At 71.6% G+C, this 19,521-nt stretch carries 17 protein-coding genes; 9 read left to right on the top strand and 8 right to left on the bottom strand.

The window, feature by feature from the left end; genetic code table 11:
* Positions 1–24 precede the first annotated feature (24 nt).
* The 6 genes from CLV63_RS01905 to CLV63_RS01880 all read right to left on the bottom strand — a co-directional run bounded on the left by CLV63_RS01905 (position 25) and on the right by CLV63_RS01880 (position 6,159).
* A complete protein-coding gene (locus tag CLV63_RS01905) occupies positions 25–1,143 on the bottom strand; it encodes an ABC transporter ATP-binding protein (protein WP_211301094.1) in 1,119 nt (372 codons plus the stop codon).
* Positions 1,140–1,931: an ABC transporter permease gene (locus tag CLV63_RS01900; RefSeq protein WP_106581073.1), complete on the bottom strand. Its 792-nt coding sequence runs from the start codon at positions 1,929–1,931 to the stop codon at positions 1,140–1,142. Before CLV63_RS01900 ends, CLV63_RS01905 begins: the two co-directional genes overlap by 4 nt.
* Positions 1,931–2,854 carry an ABC transporter permease gene (locus CLV63_RS33410; RefSeq protein WP_170134117.1) on the bottom strand — a complete coding sequence of 308 codons (924 nt, stop codon included), beginning with the start codon at positions 2,852–2,854 and terminating at the stop codon, positions 1,931–1,933. The genes CLV63_RS01900 and CLV63_RS33410 overlap by 1 nt, the downstream gene beginning before the upstream one ends.
* Entirely contained in the window at positions 2,827–3,900 is a 1,074-nt protein-coding gene (locus tag CLV63_RS01890; RefSeq protein WP_106581071.1) for an ABC transporter substrate-binding protein, read from the bottom strand. Before CLV63_RS01890 ends, CLV63_RS33410 begins: the two co-directional genes overlap by 28 nt.
* A gap of 88 nt (positions 3,901–3,988) precedes the next feature.
* Entirely contained in the window at positions 3,989–5,110 is a 1,122-nt protein-coding gene (solA, locus tag CLV63_RS01885; protein WP_170134116.1) for an N-methyl-L-tryptophan oxidase, read from the bottom strand.
* A gap of 152 nt (positions 5,111–5,262) precedes the next feature.
* Entirely contained in the window at positions 5,263–6,159 is an 897-nt protein-coding gene (locus tag CLV63_RS01880) for a S1 family peptidase (protein ID WP_106581069.1), read from the bottom strand.
* Between the two features lie 523 nt (positions 6,160–6,682).
* On the opposite strand from CLV63_RS01880, the gene CLV63_RS01875 reads away from it, so the two are divergent.
* The 4 genes from CLV63_RS01875 (at position 6,683) to CLV63_RS01860 (ending at position 11,968) form a co-directional block, all read left to right on the top strand.
* The gene (locus tag CLV63_RS01875; protein WP_106581068.1) at positions 6,683–7,765 is read left to right on the top strand and encodes a hypothetical protein; all 1,083 of its coding nucleotides are present in this window, start codon (positions 6,683–6,685) and stop codon (positions 7,763–7,765) included.
* Between the two features lie 19 nt (positions 7,766–7,784).
* A complete protein-coding gene (locus CLV63_RS01870; protein ID WP_146165503.1) occupies positions 7,785–8,534 on the top strand; it encodes a hypothetical protein in 750 nt (249 codons plus the stop codon).
* Between the two features lie 277 nt (positions 8,535–8,811).
* Positions 8,812–9,933 carry a hypothetical protein gene (locus CLV63_RS01865; RefSeq protein ID WP_106581066.1) on the top strand — a complete coding sequence of 374 codons (1,122 nt, stop codon included), beginning with the start codon at positions 8,812–8,814 and terminating at the stop codon, positions 9,931–9,933.
* 178 nt (positions 9,934–10,111) lie between these two features.
* Positions 10,112–11,968 (top strand): C69 family dipeptidase, encoded by a 1,857-nt coding sequence (locus CLV63_RS01860; protein WP_106581065.1) that lies wholly within the window; start codon positions 10,112–10,114, stop codon positions 11,966–11,968.
* 29 nt (positions 11,969–11,997) lie between these two features.
* Here the strand turns inward: CLV63_RS01860 and CLV63_RS01855 are convergent, their stop codons facing one another.
* Positions 11,998–13,134, bottom strand: a complete 1,137-nt coding sequence (locus CLV63_RS01855) for an epoxide hydrolase family protein (protein ID WP_146165502.1) — start codon at positions 13,132–13,134, stop codon at positions 11,998–12,000.
* Positions 13,135–13,267: 133 nt separating this feature from the next.
* On the opposite strand from CLV63_RS01855, the gene CLV63_RS01850 reads away from it, so the two are divergent.
* The gene (locus CLV63_RS01850) at positions 13,268–13,870 is read left to right on the top strand and encodes a TetR/AcrR family transcriptional regulator (protein ID WP_106581063.1); all 603 of its coding nucleotides are present in this window, start codon (positions 13,268–13,270) and stop codon (positions 13,868–13,870) included.
* A 117-nt stretch (positions 13,871–13,987) separates the two neighbouring features.
* A complete protein-coding gene (locus CLV63_RS01845; protein WP_106581062.1) occupies positions 13,988–14,317 on the top strand; it encodes a hypothetical protein in 330 nt (109 codons plus the stop codon).
* 16 nt (positions 14,318–14,333) lie between these two features.
* On the opposite strand, the gene CLV63_RS01840 is transcribed toward CLV63_RS01845, so the two are convergent.
* On the bottom strand, positions 14,334–14,987 hold the full coding sequence (locus CLV63_RS01840; protein ID WP_106581061.1) for a TetR/AcrR family transcriptional regulator: 654 nt from the start codon (positions 14,985–14,987) through the stop codon (positions 14,334–14,336).
* Positions 14,988–15,218: 231 nt separating this feature from the next.
* On the opposite strand from CLV63_RS01840, the gene CLV63_RS01835 reads away from it, so the two are divergent.
* The 3 genes from CLV63_RS01835 to CLV63_RS01825 all read left to right on the top strand — a co-directional run bounded on the left by CLV63_RS01835 (position 15,219) and on the right by CLV63_RS01825 (position 19,457).
* Positions 15,219–16,097, top strand: a complete 879-nt coding sequence (locus CLV63_RS01835) for a shikimate dehydrogenase (protein WP_106581060.1) — start codon at positions 15,219–15,221, stop codon at positions 16,095–16,097.
* A 19-nt stretch (positions 16,098–16,116) separates the two neighbouring features.
* Complete coding sequence (locus CLV63_RS01830) at positions 16,117–17,970, top strand: bifunctional sugar phosphate isomerase/epimerase/4-hydroxyphenylpyruvate dioxygenase family protein (RefSeq protein ID WP_106581059.1); 1,854 nt, start codon at positions 16,117–16,119, stop codon at positions 17,968–17,970.
* Positions 17,971–18,053: 83 nt separating this feature from the next.
* On the top strand, positions 18,054–19,457 hold the full coding sequence (locus CLV63_RS01825) for an Nramp family divalent metal transporter (RefSeq protein WP_146165501.1): 1,404 nt from the start codon (positions 18,054–18,056) through the stop codon (positions 19,455–19,457).
* Positions 19,458–19,521: the final 64 nt, after the last annotated feature.

Raw genomic sequence — 19,521 nt, 5'->3', positions numbered from 1 at the left:
ACCGAGAAAAGGTGGGTGCTGCGGTCACTGGTTCGCTGCCGCTGTCTCGCGGTGGTCCGGGACGACCACCGACTTCTCGGGGTCCCACGCGACGACCGCCTCGGCGCCGGGGCCGAGGGGGCCCTCGTCCACCGTTGTGGCGGTCCGCGCCGTCACCACCGTGCCGTCGGAGCACGCGAGCAGGCACTTCTTCGCGACTCCGAGGTAGATCCACTCCTCGACCGTGGCCCGGACCCGGTTGTGGCCCTCGGGCACGTCGCCCTCTGCCGACGCCGGGTACACGGCGACGTTCTCGGGGCGCAGGACGAGCGCCGCAGCGGTGCCGTCCGCCGGTGCGGTGCCCGCCGCGGCCGCGGTCAGCCGCGCGCCGCCGAACGCGAGCGCGCCGGCGGAGTAGGTGCCGTGCAGCACGGTCGACTCGCCGACGAAGTCGGCGACGAACAGGGAGGCGGGCCGCTCGTACAGCTCCTCGGCCGTGCCGAGCTGCTCGATCCGGCCGGCGTTGTAGATCGCGATCCGGTCGCTCATGGCCAGGGCCTCCTCCTGGTCGTGCGTCACGTAGATCACGGTGGCGCCGAGTTCCCGGCAGATCCGGGTGATCTCGATCTGCATGGCCTCGCGGAGCTTCTTGTCGAGCGCGCCCAGCGGCTCGTCCATCAGCAGCAGCCGCGGCCGGAACACGATGGCGCGGGCGAGCGCCACCCGCTGCTGCTGGCCGCCCGACAGCTGCGCCGGGGTGCGGTCGCCGTACTCGGCGAGGTGCACCAGGTCGAGGGCTTCGGCGACGAGCCGCCGCTGCTCCGCGCCTTTGACGCCGCGGACGCGCAGCGGGTACGCGATGTTCTGCGCCGCCGTCATGTGCGGGAACAGCGCGTACTGCTGGAAGACGACGCCGAGTTCGCGGCGGTGCGCGGGGATCCCGGCGAGCTCCCTGCCGTCGAGGGTGATGGACCCGGAGTCGGTGTCGAGGAACCCCGCGATGAGGTTCAGCGTGGTGGTCTTGCCCGACCCGGAGGGGCCGAGCATGGTGAGGAACTCGCCGGAGCGCACGTCGAGGCTCACGGAGTCGACGCCGCGCTGCCCGCCGTAGGACCTGCGGACATCGGTGAGGGACAGTTCTCCGCCGAGGGTCTTCTCGGTCACGGCTGCACAACCTTCCTGCGGGTGGCGACCCAGGCCGCCGCGGCGACGAGGACGATCGTCGTGACCATCACGAGCGTCGCGGCGACGGCGAGCGTCGGCGAGAGTTCCGTCTGGACCTGCTGCCACATGACGACGGGGAGTGTTTTGACGATCGGGCTGGACAGGAAGATCGACAGGATCAGCTCGTCCCAGCTCGTGGTGAACGCGAACAGGGCACCCGTGAGCACCCCCGGTGCGATCAGGGGCAGGGTGACGGTGCGGAACGCGTACCACCGGTTCGCCCCGAGGCTGGCGGCCGCCTGCTCCAGCGTCTGGTCCATGCCCTGGAGGCTCGTCGAGACCGCGATGTAGACGAGCGGGTAGGCGATCACGGTGTGGGCGAGGATCAGGCCACCGAGGGAGCCGAGGATTCGCCAGTCGCTGTAGACGAAGAACAGGCCGACGGCGAGCACGACGAGCGGCATGATCATGGGGCTCAGGACGAGCACCTGGAGGGCGCTCTTGCCGCGGAACCGGCCGCGGATCAGGCCGAGCGCCGTCATGATCCCCAGGACCACGGACAGCACGGTCGTGCATGCCGCGACCTGGAGGCTCTGGCCGACCGCCGCCATCCACACGGGGTCGGCGAAGAACTCGCGGTACCAGACCAGCGAGAGGCCCTTCGGCGGGAAGCTCAGGAACTCACTGGCGGAGAACGACATGGGGATGACGACGAGCGTCGGCAGGATCAGCAGCGTCCCGACGACGACCCCGTAGGCCCTGAGGCCGGGAGACGGTTTTCCGCGCATCAGCGGCCTCCTGTGACGATGTCCTTGAACCGGACGACGCGGGTGCCGAGGAAGAGGAACACGAGCGTCAGGGCGAGGAGGACGATGCCGATGGCCGACCCGATGCCGAACTCGACCTGCTGCTCGACCTGGTTGACGATGAGTTCGGAGAGCATCGCGTTGTTCGGCGAGCCCAGCAGGGCCGGTGTGACGTAGTAGCCCAGCGACATCACGAAGACGATGAGGCTGCCCGAGATGACGCCCGGGGCGGTCAGCGGCAGGAACACCGTGCGGAACGCGAACGCCCCCGTCGCGCCGAGGCTCCGCGCGGCGGGGACCAGCGCGGGGGAGATGCGCCGCATCGACGCGTAGATCGGGAAGACCATGAACGGCAGCAGCGAGTGCGTCATGCCGATCGCCACCCCGAGCAGGTTGCGCATCAGCGGCAGCGGCGCGTCGATGACCCCGAGGTCCAGCAGCGCGGAGTTGATGACGCCGGTCTGCTGGAGCCACACGGTCCACGCGTAGGTCCGCACCAGGAGGCTGGTGAAGAACGGCAGGATCACCAGGAGCGTGAGCACGCCCGCCATGACCGGCGTCGACCGGTACATCAGGTACGCGTAGGGGTAGGCGATCAGCAGCGCCGACACGGTGACCACGAGCGCGGTCAGGAAGGTCGTGACGAGCGAGCGGGCGTAGACCGGGTCGGTCCAGAAGATCGCGTAGTTCGCCGGGCCGGGGTCGGTCACCGAGCGCAGCGCCGTCTGGAAGAACGGCAGCAGGAACAGGACCGCGAGGAAGACCAGCGCGGGCCACACCAGGAGGTTCCACCCGGTGCCGCCGGGCCGCCGCCGGGCGGGGGCGGCCGCGGCGCCGGTGGTGGTGGCGGTGGCATTGGTGGCATTGGTGGCGCCGCTCATGTCGACCTCACCCAGTTCTGCCATTTGGAGTCGACCTCGGCGCGGTGCGCGTTCAGCCATTTGTTGTCGAAGTCGATGCCGATGTCGAGGTAGCTCGTCGGCAGGTGGTCGAGCATCGACTTCTCGACCAGTTTCAGCGACTCCAGGTTGGTGGGCCCGTACGGGATGTGCCGCGACAGCTTCGCGTTGTTCTCCGCCGAAAGGCAGTGCTTGGCGAGTGCCATCGCGTGCTCGACGTTGGAGCCGCGCGGGACGACCATCGAGTCGGCCTGGATGAAATGCTCGTTCCATTGGATCTCGATCGGGGCGCCCTCCTTTTGCAGGTTGAAGACCCGCCCGTTCCACACCTGGGTCATGCTGACCTCGCCGTCGGCGATGAGCTGGGCCGACTGCGCCCCCGTCGTCCAGAAGACGGTCTCGTGCCTGATGGTGTCGAGCTTGCGGAACGCGCGGTCGAAGTCGAGGGGGTAGAGGTCCCCGGGCGCGACGCCGTCGGCTGTCAGCGCGATCTCGAGGACGGCGCCCGACGGGAAGTTCCGGAGGCCGCGCTTGCCGGGGAACTTGTCGAGGTCGAAGAAGTCGGCCCAGCCTTCGGGCTTCTTCCCGCCGAGCTTGTCGGTGCGGTACGCCAGCACGTTGGAGAACATGGTGTGCCCGACGATCGACTCGTTGGTGTACTCGGGCATCAGCTCGTCGAGGGGCAGGCCGTGGCCCGCGAAGTCCTCCAGGAAGTCGCGGTCGCCGCCGTAGCCGAAGTCGCCGGTCGCGGTGACCAGGTCCCAGAGGACGTTGTCGCTGGCGACCATGGCCTGCAACTTGGCGTAGTTCTTCGGGACGTCCTCGGCGACCCGCAGGTCCGGGCGGAGTTCCTGGAACGGCGTGAGCCAGACGTCGCGCTCCGCCTGCTGGTACTCGCCGCCGTCGGAGACGAAGACGACCGAGTCGGCCCGCTGCGTGCCGAAGGCGGACGCGCAGCCGGCGAGCGAGAGCGCGCCGGTTCCGGCGAGGCCGGTCAGGCCGGCGAGCCGGAGGAGCTGTCGGCGGTCGAGCGTGCGACTCGGGGGTTCCACACGTCGGACCGGTGGATGGGGCATTGATCGATCACCTCGTTTCGTCAGGGTCGCCGCGGACGCCAGCGATCGGTGGGGAGGGGCGGGTTCAGCCGGAGCCGGGGTTGCGCAGGAAGCCGACGTCCAGTGCCGGCGCGCCGTCGATCGCCAGCTGGGCGCCTGCCTCGCCGATCGCGGGGCACATCTTGAAGCCGTGCCCGGAGAACCCGGCGAGGACGATCACATTCGGCATGTCCGGGTGCGCGCCGACCCATTCGCGGTGGTCGGGGGTGTAGGTCTCGATGTAGGTGTCGGTGCGCATCGGGTCGGGGTCGAGGCCGGGCAGGTAGCGCTCGACGATCCGCCGGAACGGCGCGAGTTCCGCGGGCCGGGCGACGCGCTCGACCTCGTCGGGGCGGTCGGCCGCCATGTGGTGGTCGTAGCCGAGGCCGATCTTCATCGCGGTGCGGTCGGGCACGGGGAGCCCGTAGCAGTAGTTCGGGACGGTGCGGATGAAGGGCGGGATGGTGTCGAGGTGCCCGGCCTCCTTGGCGAAGAACCAGGCGGAGATGAGTCGCCGCACGGTGAGCAGGTCGGCGAACCGGGGCAGCAGCTGGTTCGTCCAGCCGCCGGCGGCGACGACGACCCGGTCGAACTCGGACTCGCCCGAGTCGGTCGCCACGGTGACACCGCGCGAGGTCTCGCGGATCTCGCGCACCGGCGAGTGGCGGTGGATCGTCGCGCCGTTCCGCTCGGCGAGCCCGGCGGTCGCCGCGACCGTCAACTCGGGTTTGATCGTGCCGCCGATCGGCTCCCAGATGGCGATGTCGCCGGGGTCCGGCGCGTGCTGCGGGTGCCGCGCCCGCAGCTCGGCCTCGTCGTAGACCTCGTAGGGCCGCCCGGACCGCCGCGCGGACTCCAGTGCGGTCCGCATCTGCGGGTCCGCGGGCGACCCGAGGACGAGGGAGCCGTCCAGCACCCGGAGCTCCCGGCCGGTGGCCTCGTGCAGTTCGGCCCAGATCTCGTGTGCCCGGGTGACGATCGGGGCGTAGCGGAGGTCCTCGATCTCGATGGTGCGGAAGAGCCGGGTCTCGCCGCCCGCTGCGCCCCTGGGGTGCCCCGGCGCATGGGTCTCGAACCCGGTCGCGTCGACACCGCGCTTGCTGAGCTGCCACAGCACCTGCGCGCCCATGGTCCCGGTTCCGACGACGCCCACCCTGAGCCGCGGCATGACCGTTCCTTTCGAGGAGGAGTCCCGACGTGTGCGGTTCATGGCAGCAGAGTGCATTGTCTTCTGTCAACAGTTGACAGAGATCCTGCTCACATGCGTACAAAAGCCCGGCGGCGCGGCCGCGTGCCGCGCCACCGGGCTCGAAAGGGGTGTCAGCCGATGACTCCGGCGATCCAGTCGTCGTAGGACCCGGCGCTGGTGTAGATGTCGGGGGAGGCGCCGCAGACGCCGCCGACGCCGCGGCTGTCGACGCCGAGGAGCTCCCAGTCGTCGCCGTCGCGCCGGAGCAGGGGCGAACCGGAGTCGCCGCCGCAGGGGCCGAAGGTGCCACCGGGGTTGTCGGCGCACACGTCGCCGTCGCGGATGCCCCAGGAGTCGTCGCCGTCCTCGTCCACGCGGCACTTCTCGGTGGTGGGCGGGATGATGGCGGTGTCGAGCTGCCGGAGCCCCTTGGGCAGCTTGGTCGGGTCGCCCGCGTCGTCGTTGGAGGTGTAGCCCCAGCCGACCTCGCGCACCTCGGTGCCCGGTTCGGCGTCCTCGGACGCCGGGGTGATCGGCCGCTCCGCCAGCTCGGTGTCGAGCTTGAGCAGCGCGATGTCCTTGCCGAGCTCGCGGTCCTCCAGCCACTGGTAGCCGGGGTGGACCTCGATGCCGGCGAGCTCGGCGACGCTGCCGCCCGACGTCCGGTCGGTGGTCCCGACCCGGACGTGGAACAGTTCGGGGTCCTTCACGGTGAAGGGCGCGCCGTCCTTGCCCGCCTCGGTCACGCAGTGGGCGGCGGTGAGCACCCATTCCTTGTCGACGAGGGCGCCGCCGCAGGTGTGGGAGTTCGGGTCGCCGTCGCGCTCGTACTGGAGCGAGGCCATGAACGAGTACGTCTGGTCGGCCGGCTCACCACCGATGATCTTGGGGGTGGCGTCCGCGGGGGACGTGTCGGCGTGCGCGGTGCCGGCGCCGGCGAGGAGGCCGCCGGCGAGGACCGCCCCCAGGGCCGCGCGGGTCAGCGCCCGCCTCCAGGCGCCGGGGGAGGAGTGGAGATCCGTGGTCATTCTGTTGTTTCCGCCCAGTTCGTCTGCTGCCGCCCCGGAACGCCGGGGCGGCCCTGATGTTGAGCGCCGGTACGGCACCTCGGTGGTGCCGTTGCGTTACCGCGGTGCCACCGAGGTCTCCGGACGCGATGTCCGAAGCGCTCGATTCCGCGCGGAGGTTACCGTTTTTCGGATGAATTGCTAAGCCGTGTCGTGGCAATCCGGCCAATTGTCGTCCGGGCGTGCCGTCTGCCGCTGCGGAAGCGGGCGGTCAGGGGCTTTCGGTGTCCCGTCCGTTCCCGGGATGCCCGGCCCGCCGAAGAGGCCGCCGCTCTGGGGGCCCGGGGCCGGGACCGCCTGTGGCCCGCGGGAATCACGTTGGGTGCGGCACCGGCGGGACCCGACCGGGACTGTGGTCCCATATGTCCGAGATAAATAAGGACTACATAAGGGCGGATTGGGACTATTCAAGGGCGCGGCTCCATTGGAAGGCTGGGTTCGGCTCCCAACGCGTGAGACCCCATTCTTGAAAAGAGAGGCGCCCATGCAGCGGCCGCGTTCCCCCAACGACCGCGCAGCCTCGGCGATCGAGTACGGCGCCGTGGTGATCCTGGTGGCGGCGCTGCTCGGCGGGCTCGTCTTCGCATTGAACTCCGGTGGCGGCATGCTCGCCGGAGTCGACCGCGCGGTCTGCACGCTCACCGGCGGCGAGTGCGAGCCTCCGGAGTCCCAGGCGGGCGCCCCCGAAGACCCGGCGGATCCCGGGGACGAGGAAGGGCGCGACGAGCAGCCCAGGCCGGACGACAGCCCGGGCCCGACCCCCTCGGACCCGGGGGACCCGCCGGACCGCGACGACCGGGAGCCCTCGCCCAGCCCCGGCCCGCCGCCGTCCGCGCCGCCGGAGCCCGAAGACCCCGATCAGGAGGTCCGGGAGGAGACCGAGGCGATCCTCGAAGAGACCGAGATCGGCCGGGAGTACCTGGAGTACCTGGAAGACAGCGACCTCGACGTCACCTGGGAGGACGGCGAGGGAGGGTACTGGAACGGCGAGAAGATCCAGATCGACGGCTCATGGGATCCCGAGTTCCGGGCGTCCACGGTGATCCACGAGCTCACCCACGACCAGATGGGCCATATCGACCCCGAGGACTTCGACTCCCGCGAGGAGTACCGCGAGGCGATGGCCGACTTCGAGGTGCAGGCCCAGCTCAACGAGTTGGAGATGTTCGAGCAGTTGGAGGAGGCCCGCGGCGACGACTGGGTGAAGCCCCCGCGGCAGGCGCAGTACGAGCGCGTCTTCATGGCGCAGGCGGAAAAGGCGTCCAAGGCCGCATACGAGGAGGAGTACAACCGGGCGTTGGAGGAGCAGGTCGAGAGCGGCAATTACGGTGAGAACCGCGAGGGGGCCGTCGCGGCGGCCGAACGGACCGCCGAAAGGGCCGCTGACAGGGCCTTCGAGGACGCCAGGTACGACGCGATGATGGACCATTTCCTCGACGGCGACGCGGTGGGCTCCAACTCCGGGGAGGCGTACATCGATGTGTGGGACAGGCGGTACGACGAAGCGCATGGCGAGGGCGACTCAGGCGGCGGCTGCGGCGGGTTCCTCTGGCACGAGTGCTGGTGACAGGGACAAGGCGGACACCATGACACACCACCCCACTCCGACAGCGCCGGTCCGTGTGCTCCTGGCACTGGTCACCGCACTCCTGCTCGCCGCCACCGCCGCCTGCGGCGGTGGCGGCGCCCCCTCCACCGAACCCGGCATCGCCGACGAAAGCGGAGAACCGGTGACCGACGACACCGACATCGACCGGCTCGCCGGGCACCTCGCCGACCTCGGCCGCGACAACATCGCCGAGATCGTCGAGGACCGCGAGAACACCGACGTCACCGCACTGGAGGCCCCTTACCTCACCGATTGGACCCTCTACCGCATCGCGCACCGCGGCCCCGCCCAGGACCTCGAGTACATCGTCGGCGACGGCCCCGACGAAGCCCTGTTCCTGCGGGCCGACCCCGACTCCTTCGCCCGGATGCTCGCCGAGGACGGCGTCGAGATCGACAGCGGCACCACCGCCGAGACCATCGCCCGCGACTACCTCTACGCCACCCGTCCCACCGACTTCCACTCCTACGTGGTGGACGGCACCGACGACATCAAGCTGAGCAAGTCCGAGGAGGAGAAGGAGCGCCCCCGCATCGAGCGGGAGCACGGCGAGGACGTCCATCCCCCCAAGGCCGCCGAGGGCTCCTCCGGTGAGTACACCGTGACCGCCTACACCGTGTACGGCATGTCCCTGCAACGCCACACCATCGCCTTCGGCCCCGACGGCGCCGTCGACGACAACGTCGACACCCTCGCCGACGACCTCCCCACCCCCGTCTCCCTCTGAGCGGGGCGCGGCACGCGGCCGCCCCCGATGGAACGGGACCCCGCTGATTCCGGGGCCCCTGCCGGGTCCCGGCAGGGGCCGGGGATGATGGGGCCTGAGACGGCGCGCCGCACTCGCGCCACCCAGTCGCGCAGTGCCGTTCAGCGCAGTGCCCCCGGAAACCGGAGTGGTCAGGATGCCGTTCTTACCCCCTCGACACTTATCCCCTCGCCTCTCGCCCCCTCGACGCCCGCGGCGCCGGGCCGACCGCGGCGCCTCCATCGCCGAATACGCCGCTGTGGTCGTGCTCGTCGGCGCGGTGTTCGCCGGCTTGACCTTCACCGACATCCCCGGGCGGGTCCTCGCGGCGTGCGAGGAGGCGCTGTGCAGCCTCATGGGCGGCGCCGACTGCGCGAAGGGCGGCCCGCGGTCGGACGTCGAGGCGAAGGCCGTCCGCCCCGATCCGCTGGTGCCCCTGCCGCCGCGCGACCCGATCGAGAAGCCCGGCTGCGCCGACCCCGACGCCGAGTGGGCCGAGGGGCTGCACGCCCACAACGACTACGAGAACAAGAACCCGCTGGAGGACGCGCTCGGGCACGGCGCCACCAGCGTCGAGGCCGACGTGTGGCCCTACAGCGACGACGACACCTGGTTCGGCAAGGAGCACGACCCCTTGAGGTACGAGGAGGGGGACCTCGTGCTCAAGCACGACGCGACCGACCGGCCCCGCGGCTCCCTCAAGCAGACCTACGTCGACGCGCTGAAGGAGCGGGCGGCGGAGAACGGCGGCGAGATCTACCCCGGGCGCGAGGAGCCGTTCCAGCTCGTGGTCGAGATCAAGGGGCAGGACAGCGAGGAGGACAAGCGGCGCGCCTACGACGCGACGCTGGAGCAGATCGAGGACCTGCCGCCCGATGTGGAGGTCGTCTTCAGCGGCGGCCGGCCCAGCGACGACTACGTCCTGGCGAACAGGCCCGGCAACGTCAGCTTCGACATCGCCCCGGTGAACGGGTGCGAGCTGCCGCCCAAGGTGAACATCGACAGCCCCGAGTACGACCGCGAGTACGCCGCGAACTTCTCCATGCTCAACGGCGAATGGGGCAAGGGCCACTGCGGCGACCAGGGCAACAACAAGATCGACGACCGCGAGCAGCAGGAGCTGAACCGGCTCGTCGACCAGGCGCACCGGTCCGGGTTGAAGACGCGATTCTGGGGCGGCCCCGACGAGCAGTACCGCGACGGCTCCAACGGGGAGTTCATCCCCTGCCACGGCCAGATCACCCCCGGCCGCCAGGAGTGCGAGGGCGAGGCGCGCCGCGACTTCTGGGAGGCGCAGCAGGAGGCCGGCGTGGACTTCGTCAACACCAACCACCTCGGCAACGGCGAGCGCTGGATCAGGAGCTGCGGTTCGGAGACCTGACAGCGGGGGCGCGTGCCGCGGTCGCCCTCAGCCCCCGCCCCGTCCACCGCCGAGTGCGGCGCGGGCCCGGGGCGCACCTGCGGCGGTGTCGTGCGGCGGCGCCCGGTCCTCGGTTTGGTCTTTAGGTACTTCTTACGTTAGTACTACCTTTGTACCAATTCATCCTTTTTGGAGGACCATGTTCCCCGCGCGCACCGCCGCCGCGGCCGTGTCGCTGGTGCTCGCGCTCGCCGCCGTGACGACGCCCACTGCGGCGGCCGACGAGCGACCGCCCAAGGCCGAGCCAGAGCAGCGGATCACGCCCCCCGACCCGCGCGACAAGAGCATCGCCTTCTACGTCGGCAGCAACCTCACCGACGACGGCTCCGTCCTGCTCGGCGGATTCGGCCACGAACCGTCGAGCCACTGGCTGGAGGTCGTGCCCCGCCGGAAACACGCCGAGGACGCCGAGATCACGGTCGGCGCCACCGGCGAAGCCGACATCCCCGGCAAGCTCACGAAGATCCCCCAGGTCGAAGAGACCGCCAAGTACATCACGATGAACTACTCCGAGTTCGCGGGCTTCCCCGCCCCGCTGACCAACGGAGGGTTGAACGAGCACGGCGTCGCTGCCCGCGACGTCTGGCTCGACGGCCGCGACGAGCTCGTCCAGGACACCAAGACCCCGCAGACCGGGCCGCAGTACAGCGACCTGTCGAGGATCGCCATGGAGCGGGCGCACACCGCCGAGGAGGCCGTTGAGATCGTCGGCGGCCTGATCGACGAGTACGGGTACACCACCTACGGCGGCAACTCCCACCTCTTCGCCGACGGCAAGGAGGGCTGGGTCCTCACCGAGTACCCCGGCGGCGAGGGCCTCTGGGCCGCCGAACGGCTCGGCCCCGACGACGTGCGCGTCTCCTACCCCGGCTACATCGGGGAGTTCCCGACCGACTTCGAGGACGACCCCGACTACATGGGGTCGGCGAACATCGTCGACCACGCGGTCGAGAAGAAGTGGTGGGACCCCGACAGCGGCGAGCCGTTCAACCTGCACAAGGCCTACGCCCTGCCGTTCCCCGGCCAACCCGGCGACGACGACGAGGCGCCGTACCGGTACCCGCCGCGGCTGGAGAAGGAGCTCCGGCAGCTCGCACCGGTCAGCCTCGACGACATGAAGCGGCTGGTGCGCGACCCCCGCTGGTCCGACGACCGGTCGGGCTACGGCCAGGCCGCCGCTCTCGACAAGGACGTCGCGCACCCCGACCTGAACACGCTCTGGGTGGCGCCGACCGCGTCGGTCACCGCGCCGTACATCCCGTACCACATCGGCACCGAAGAGATCCCGCCGGAGTACAGCCAGCACCGGTACCTGACGTCGGGCGCCGCCGACTCCTACGTCGATCCCGAGTTCGCGCCGCAGGAGGCCACGCGCTATCCGGTGCGGACCTTCAAACGGCTCATGTACTACACCTGCGACCACCCGGAGGAGTTCCTCGGCGAGGTCACCGACGCCCTCGAAGGCTACGAGGCGCAGATCTCGGCGGACCTCGGTGACGTCGAGAAGCGGGCCCTCGACGCCTACGAGTCCGGCGACGACGAGAAGGGCCGCGAGATCCTCACCGAGTCCAGCAACACCTGGGCCATGGACGCACTCGACCTCGGCGACCACCTGGTCGACGACGTCGAGCAGCGGACCAAGGACACGTGGGGGATCCGCGCGCCGGAGCGCGAGGTCCCCTCGGGTACCACCGCGTCCGAGCGGAGCCAGGACATGGCGCTGCCCGAGGACGCCGTCAGCTCCAGGGACCGGGTCAACTGCGACATGGGCGGCGGCTGGGCCGAAGGCAGCACCCTGGACCGCAAGGGCCAGGTGGGAGACCCCGACAAGGTCCCCGACTTCCGTGCGGCCTCCGACGAGAGCGGGATGGCCGCGGTGCCGTGGATCCCCATCGCCGTCAGCGGTGCGGTCGGGCTCGCCATCGGTTTCCTGATCCGACGCAGGCGCACCGGCGAACCTGCCGGCGAGTCCGCCGGGGAGTCCGCGGAGAACTGACCCGGCGCGCGGCGGCCGACCGGTCGCCCTCAGTCGAGGGCGGCGAGGAAGGCGTGCAGGTCGGCCGCCAACGCGCGGGGCGCCTCCCATTCGGGGAAGTGGCCGGCGCCGGGCAGGACGCTGTACCGGGCGACCGGGTGGCGCCGCTCCCACCACTCGACGGGGGTCCGGTACTCCTCTTCGGCGGGTTGGCTGACGGCGAGCGGCACGGCCACCGGGTCGTGCGGCGCCGGGGAGATCCGCTCCTCCTGGTAGAGGCGGAGCGACGAGGTGACGGTGTTCGTGGCCCAGTAGACGGTGGCCGTGGTGAGCAGGTCGTCGGGCGAGAACACGGACAGCAGGTCGGCCGGGCGCGCGCACCACGTCCGGTGCTTCTCCACGATCCAGGCGAGCAGCCCGGCCGGCGAGTCGGCCAGGGCGTGGCCCAGTGTCTGCGGCTTGGTGGACTGGATGTCGATGTAGCCGCCCTCCTCGGCGTACCAGGCGCGGGCGGCGGCGACGAAGGTGCGCTCGGCGCCGGTGAGGTCGCCGGGCACCTCGTCGACGCGCAGGTGGGTGCCGCCGACGTGGACCCCCGCCACGTGGCGGGGGTAGAGCGCGCCGAGGCGCAGGGCGACGGCCAGCCCGAAGTCGCTGCCGCGCACCGCGTAGCGGTGATAGCCGAGTACCCCGGTCATCAGCCGGTGCATGGCGCGGGCGATGGCGTCGATGTTCCACCCCGGTTCGCCGGGGCGCGCGGAGAACCCGAACCCCGGCAGGGAGGGGACGACCACGTCCCTGGCCCGGCCCGCGCCGGGCCGGGGGGCGGTGAGCAGCGGGATGAGCCGGGTCATCTGGACGAACGTCGCCGGCCAGCCGTGCAGCGCCAGCACGGGCACGCCGTCGGCCGCGTCGGCGCGGCAGTGGACGAAGTGCACGTCGAGGCCGTCGACGGGGGCCAGGAAGTGCGGCAGGCGGTTGAGGTCGGCCTGGACCCGGTCCCAGCGGAACCCGTCGGCCCAGTGCGCGACGAGCGCGGCGAGCAGGTCGGAGTCCATGCCGCTGTGCCACGCCGGGCGCGGTGCGGGGTCCGGCCATCGGGTTCGCCGGAGGCGTGCGCGCAGGTCGGCCAGTGTGTCGGCGCTGATGTCGATGGTGAACGGCTGTGCCGCGGTCGTCGCGTCCATGCTGCGGTCCCTCAGCGGGTCGGGTGCGGTGGCCGCCCGTGCGCGGGGCGTCCCGGGTTCACCGTCGATCACTACACTGATCTGTGAACATCACTGAGCTTACCGGTCTGTGAACATGCCGCGGAGGAGACCCATGGCCGATGCCACCGCCGCCGGGGACGGCGGGCTCACCCCCGCCGCACGGCGCATCCTCGACGTCGCGTCGGAGCTGTTCTACCAGCGGGGTATCCGGGCGGTCGGCGTCGACACCATCGCCGCCGAGTCCGGGATCACTAAGCGCACGCTCTACGACCGGTTCGGTTCCAAGGAGGCCCTCGTCGCCGCCTACCTCGGCGCCCGCGACGAGCGGTGGCGGGCCTTCGTCGAATCCCGCATCGCCGCGGTGCCCGCCGGGTCGCCCGCCCGCGTGCTCGCGCCGTTCGACGCCCTCGCCGAGTGGACGGCGCCGCCGCCCAGCGCCCGGGGCTGCGCCTTCCTCAACGCCTTCGGCGAGCTCCCCGAACCGGACCATCCCGCGCGGGCCGTGGTGATCGGTGAGAAGACCTGGCTGCGCGACCGCTTCCGCGCCCTGCTCGCCGAGGCCGGCGCCGCGCGTCCGGACGGTCTCGCCGTGCAGCTCCTCAGCCTGCACGAGGGCGCCGTCGTCGCGTACTCCATGGCCGGCGAGCGCGGGGCGGCGGCCGAGGCCCGCGCCGCGGCGCGGGTCCTGCTGGACCGCGCCGTCGCGGGCGGCTGAACCGCGGGCGGCCGAACCGCGGCCGATACCTCGATTCTCGCTCTTCGTAGTTTTTGCATTACTCTTTGTGTCTGTCCGTGGCGGCCCGAGCCGCTGGCACCGAGCTACGGAGGACGCATGCAGCGCCTGCTCGCCACCGCCCTGATCGCGTGCGCCGCCGGGGCCCTGGCCCTGTCGGGGGTGCCGGCCGCGGCCGAGGACCCGCGCTGGGACTGGCCGGTCGACCAGGGCCTCGACGTCCGGACGGCGGACCACCCGCACCGCGGCAAGGACGTCACGGCGGACCAGTGCGCCGCTGGCGGCGGCGCGGTGCTCTCGCACTCGGGCACGGCCGTGTGCATCGGCGGGATCTACGACCTGAGCAGGGTCGACACCGCCCGCGAACGCCGCGCGGCCGACACCACCCGTGCGCCCGGGAGCCGGGTCACCGGGTACGTGCGCGGCTGACCCTGCCGCGCGCGGGTCAGGGGGTCAGGTAGCGGACGAGCAGCTCGCCGACCATTGACCGGTAGTGCCCGCGCCGCTCGGGGTCCAGCAGGTCGCGGGCGAAGATCGTGGCGAAGGTGTGCCGGTTGGCGACCGCGAACACGCAGTAGGAGCTGACGAGCATGTGCACGTCGACCGCGTCGGCGTCGGCGCGGATGGTGCCGTCGGCGCGGCCCTTCTCCAGGATCCCGGCGATGAGGTCGAGGACCGGCATCCGCAGGTTGCTGAGCGCCTCGGACTTGGCGAGGTGCTCGGCGCGGTGCGTGTTCTCGATGCTGACCAGCCGGATGAAGTCGGGATGCGCGACGTGGTGGTCGTAGGTCAGTTCGGCGAGCCGCCTGATCGCGTCGATGGGGCTGAGCCCGGCGACGTCGAGGGCCTGCTCGCGCTGGCGGATGCCGGAGTAGACGTGTTCGAGGACCGCGGTGTACAGGCCCTCTTTGCCGCCGAAGTAGTAGTAGATCATCCGCTTGGTGGTGCGGGTGCGCTCGGCGATGCGGTCGACGCGCGCCCCGGAGTAGCCCTGGTCGGCGAACTCGCGCACGGCGACCTCGATGATCTCCGCCTGGGTCCGGACCGGGTCCCGCGCACGGCCGCTGCCGTACGGGGCGGGGGGCGGCGGGTCCTGCATTCGGCTCCTCGGGTCACCGGGGGTGGACGCCCAGTTTAGCGGCGGCGCGGCGGTCGGCCCCGGCGCTTGCGTGGGTGCCGGTCCCGACGAAAGTGCCCCGCCGGGTCTTTACAGGAGGACGGTGATGTGGATTACTAACGTACTAGTTAGTACATAAGTGCCGTTAGTACATGAGCGCCTGCGTGCCCCCTGCGGCGCGCGGGCCCCCGGCAGCCCGACGTAGGGACCTGTATGCCACCTGACCGCCGCTCCTACCTCGTGGGGCTCATCGGCGCCGGAGTCGGCCCGTCCCTCACGCCCGAGCTGCACGAGCGCGAGGCCGATCGCCACGGGCTGCGCTACGTCTACCGGACCATCGACGTCGCGGCCGCCGGGCGCGGCCCGGACGATATCGGCGCGCTCATCGGTGCGGCCGCGCGCCTGGGGTTCGACGGGCTCAACATCACCCACCCGTGCAAGCGGACCGCGCCCCGCCACCTCGACCGGCTCTCCGCCGAGGCGTCCCTCCTCGGCGCCGTCAACACGGTGCTGTTCACCGGCGGGCAGGCCGTCGGCCACAACACCGACTGGTCCGGGTTCGCCCACTCCTTCACCCGCGGGCTGCCCGGCGCGCCCCTCGGCACGGTCGTCCTGATGGGCGCCGGCGGCGCCGGGGCCGCCGTCGCCTACGCCCTGCTCGGCCTCGGTGCCGAGCACATCGCGGTCGTCGACGCCGAACCCGCGCGGGCCCGCGGCCTCGCCGCCGCCCTCCGCGCGCACCCGGGCGGGGACCGCGTGGCGGGCGCCGACCGCGGCGCGCTCCCCGGCCTGCTCGCCCGCGCCGACGGACTCGTGAACACCACACCGGTGGGCATGGCCGCCGAGCCCGGCACCCCGGTGCCGCCCGGCCTGCTGGACCCCCGCACCTGGGTGGCCGACGTCGTCTACCGCCCGGCCCTGACCCCCCTGCTCGACCACGCGGCCGCGCTCGGCTGCCGGACCCTCGGCGGCACGGGCATGGCCGTGTTCCAGGCCGCCGACGCCTTCCGCCTCATCACCGGGGCCGAGCCCGACACCGAGCGGATGCTCGATGACATGGCCGCGCTCCTCGCCCCGTCCACCACCCCGTGAGCCGCAGCAGGAGGCCGACATGCGCACCTCAATCGCCACCGTGTCCATCAGCGGCCCGCTGACCCGCAAACTCGACGCCATCGCCGCCGCGGGCTTCGACGCGGTGGAGGTCTTCGAGAACGATCTGGTCGCCTCCACCGCGCCGCCGGAGGAGATCCGGGCCCGCGCCGCCGACCTCGGCCTCGACATCGCCCTATACCAGCCGTTCCGCGACTTCGAGGCGGCGCCGCCCGCCCGGCTCGACCAGAGCTTGCGCCGGGCCCGGCACAAGTTCGCGCTGATGCGGCGCCTCGGTGTCGACCAGGTCCTGGTGTGCTCCAACACCGCGGCGTGGTCCGTCGACGACGACGCGCTCGCCGCCGAGCAGCTCCACCGGCTCGCCGGGCTCGCCGCCGAGCACGGGATCCGCGTCGCCTACGAGGCGCTCGCCTGGGGGCGCAACGTCAGCGACTACTACCACGCCTGGCGCATCGTGCGCGCAGCCGACCACCCGGCGCTCGGCACCTGCCTCGACAGCTTCCACATCCTCTCGCGCGGGGCCGACCCCGCCGCCATCGAGTCCATCCCCGGCGACCGGATCTTCTTCCTGCAACTGGCCGACGCCCCGCTCCTGGCGATGGACGTCCTGCAATGGAGCCGGCACTACCGGTGCTTCCCCGGCCAGGGCGGGCTCGACGTGGCCGGGGTCCTCGCGGCGGCCCTGCGCGCCGGCTACACCGGGCCCGCGTCGCTGGAGGTCTTCAACGACGTGTACCGGCGCACCGAGCCCGAACGCGCCGCCGTCGACGCGATGCGGTCCCTCATCGCGCTCCAGGAGCAGACCGCCGGCCTGCCGTCCGCCGCGCCCCGCACGCGCGGCGCCGCCGCGCCGGTGGACCTGCGCGTCCCGCCCCCGCCGGTGCCCGCCACCGGGTTCGCGTTCGCGGAAGTGGCCGTCTCCCCGGTCGGCGGCGAGCGCGTCGCCGCGCTGCTCACCGCGCTGGGATTCGCCCGCACCGGGACCCACGCCTCCAAGCCGGTCGCCCTCTGGGAGCGGGGCCAGGCCCGCGTCCTCCTCAACGCGGCGGCAGGGGAGTCCGGCGCCGCTGCGGAGGTCACGGCCATCGGACTTGAGACCGCGGCGCCGACCGAGGCGGTCGCGCGCGCCGAAGCGCTGCTCGCCCCGGTCCTGCCCCGGGCGAAGGAGGCGGACGAGGCCCCGCTCGACGCCGTCGCGGCGCCCGACGGCACCCAGGTCTTCTTCTGCCGGACCGGGCACGCGGACGCGCCGTCCTGGACCGGCGACTTCGCCCCCGCCGACGCCCCGACAGCGGCGGGGCCGCTGCGGATCGACCACCTGGGCCTGACCCAGCCGCCGCACCACTACGACGAGGCGGCGCTGTTCTACCGCAGTGTCCTGGGCCTGCGCCCCAGCGAGAGCCTGGAGCTCGCGGACCCGTTCGGGCTCGTGCGCAGCCGCGCCATGGAGAGCGAGGACGGCGGCGTCCGCCTCGCGCTGAGCATCGAGAACGTCGGCGAGCACGCGGCAGGGCCGCACCTGCGGCTCCAGCACATCGCGCTGCGATCCGACGACATCGCCGCCGACGTGCGCAGCGCGCGCGAGAACGGCGCGGCCTTCCTGCCCATCCCCGACAACTACTACGACGACGCCGACGCACGCCACGACCTGCCGCCCGCGCTCAGCCGCGAGCTGCGCGACCTCGGCCTGCTCTACGACCGGGACGAGAACGGCGCGTTCCTGCACTGCTACACGCTCGCCGTGGGCCGCGTGTTCATCGAGCTCGTGCAGCGCATCGACCGCTACGCCGGTTTCGGGGCGGCGAACACACCGGTCCGCCGGGCCGCCCAGCAGGCGCACGACAGCACACCCTGACCCCGCGGGGTCCGCAGGCGCACCCGCCACCGCTTGGTCCCGAGGTGCCGCCCCGTCCGCCCATTCCCACCCCGGGAGCCCCCATGTCCACCACCGAGCGGCGAACAGCCCCGTTGACGCGCGACCTGCCGGAGCCCGTACCCCTGCGTTCGATGATCGGCCCCGGTGTCGTCGCCGCCGGGATCGGACTGGCAGCGGGCGAGATCATCCTCTGGCCCTACATCACCTCCATCGCCGGGTTCGGCCTCTTCTGGCTCGCCATCGTCACCGTGATGTTCCAATCCGTGATCAACATGGAGATCGAGCGGTACACGCTCGCCACCGGCCAGACGGTCGTCGCGGGGTTCTCCCGGTGGTGGAAGGGCTGGGGCATCCTCATCTGCGCGGCGGGGGCGTTCCAGTACGTCTGGCCGGGCTGGGCCAGCAGCGCGGCGACGGTCTTCACGTTCGCGATCGGCGGCGGGAACGTCCTGTGGATCACGATCGGCTCGCTGTTCGTGATCGGCATCCTGCTCACGGCGTCACCGGTCGTGTACCGGACGGTGGAGAAGGTCGAGCTGCTCAAGGTCGGGCTCACGCTCTTCTTCCTCGCCGTCATCGTCGTGGCCGTCATCACCTGGCAGTCGTGGTCGGCCGCAGGGACGCACACGGTCACCGACTTCGCGCAGGTCCCCGGGCAGGTGCCGTTCGTGCTCATGCTGAGCGCGATCGGCGCCGCCGGCGCCGGCGGCGTGCACAACCTGGTCCTCAGCAACTGGATCAGGGACAAGGGCTACGGCATGGGCGCCCACGTCCCGGTGCTGGTCTCGCCGATCACCGGGCGCACCGAGCCCACCGGTGCGGACCTGTACACCTTCCCGCAGGACGAGCGGAACCTCGCACGGTGGAAGGTGTGGTGGCGCCGGGCGAACCTTGAGCACTTCGTCTCGTTCTTCCTGGTCTGCATGGTCACCATCGGACTGATGTGCCTGCTGGCCTACGAGACGCTCTTCGGGCGCGACGACGTCGAGAACAGCCCCGAGTTCCTGCGCATCCAGGGCGACCTCCTCGGCGCGCGGGTGGGGGACTGGATGGAGATCCTGTTCTTCGCCGTCGCCACCGTCTCCCTGTGGGCGGCGGCCCTCGGCCTCCTCGACATCATCGGCCGGGTGATCAGCGACTTCGTCAAACGCAACTACCTGGAGGATTCGGCGTTCTGGACCGAGGGCAAGCTCTACCTCGCCGTCATCTGGGCCGAGGTGCTGCTGGGCTCGCTGATCCTGCTCTCGGGCATCGACCAGCCCGTCGAGCTGCTGCTCATCTCCACCTGCGCGGCCTCGATCGTCACCCTCACGTACGCGATCCTGCTCGTCCGGTTGAACCGCAGGGACGTGCCGACGGCCGTCCGGATGAAGGGCGTCCGGCTCGTCGGGATCCTGCTGGCGATCGGGTTCTACGGGTTCTTCGCCGTCGCCACGCTCGTCAGCCAGATCGGCGGCTACCTCTGACCGGTTGCCCGGCCCCGTTGTCCGGTCCCGCCCGCCGCGGCGGGCGGGACCGCGGCGGGTAGGC

Origin of the sequence: Murinocardiopsis flavida (assembly GCF_003014485.1) — a bacterium.
GTDB lineage: Bacteria > Actinomycetota > Actinomycetes > Streptosporangiales > Streptosporangiaceae > Murinocardiopsis > Murinocardiopsis flavida.
Note: the sequence above shows the minus strand (reverse complement) of the source record. Positions and strands in the feature narration are given on the sequence as shown.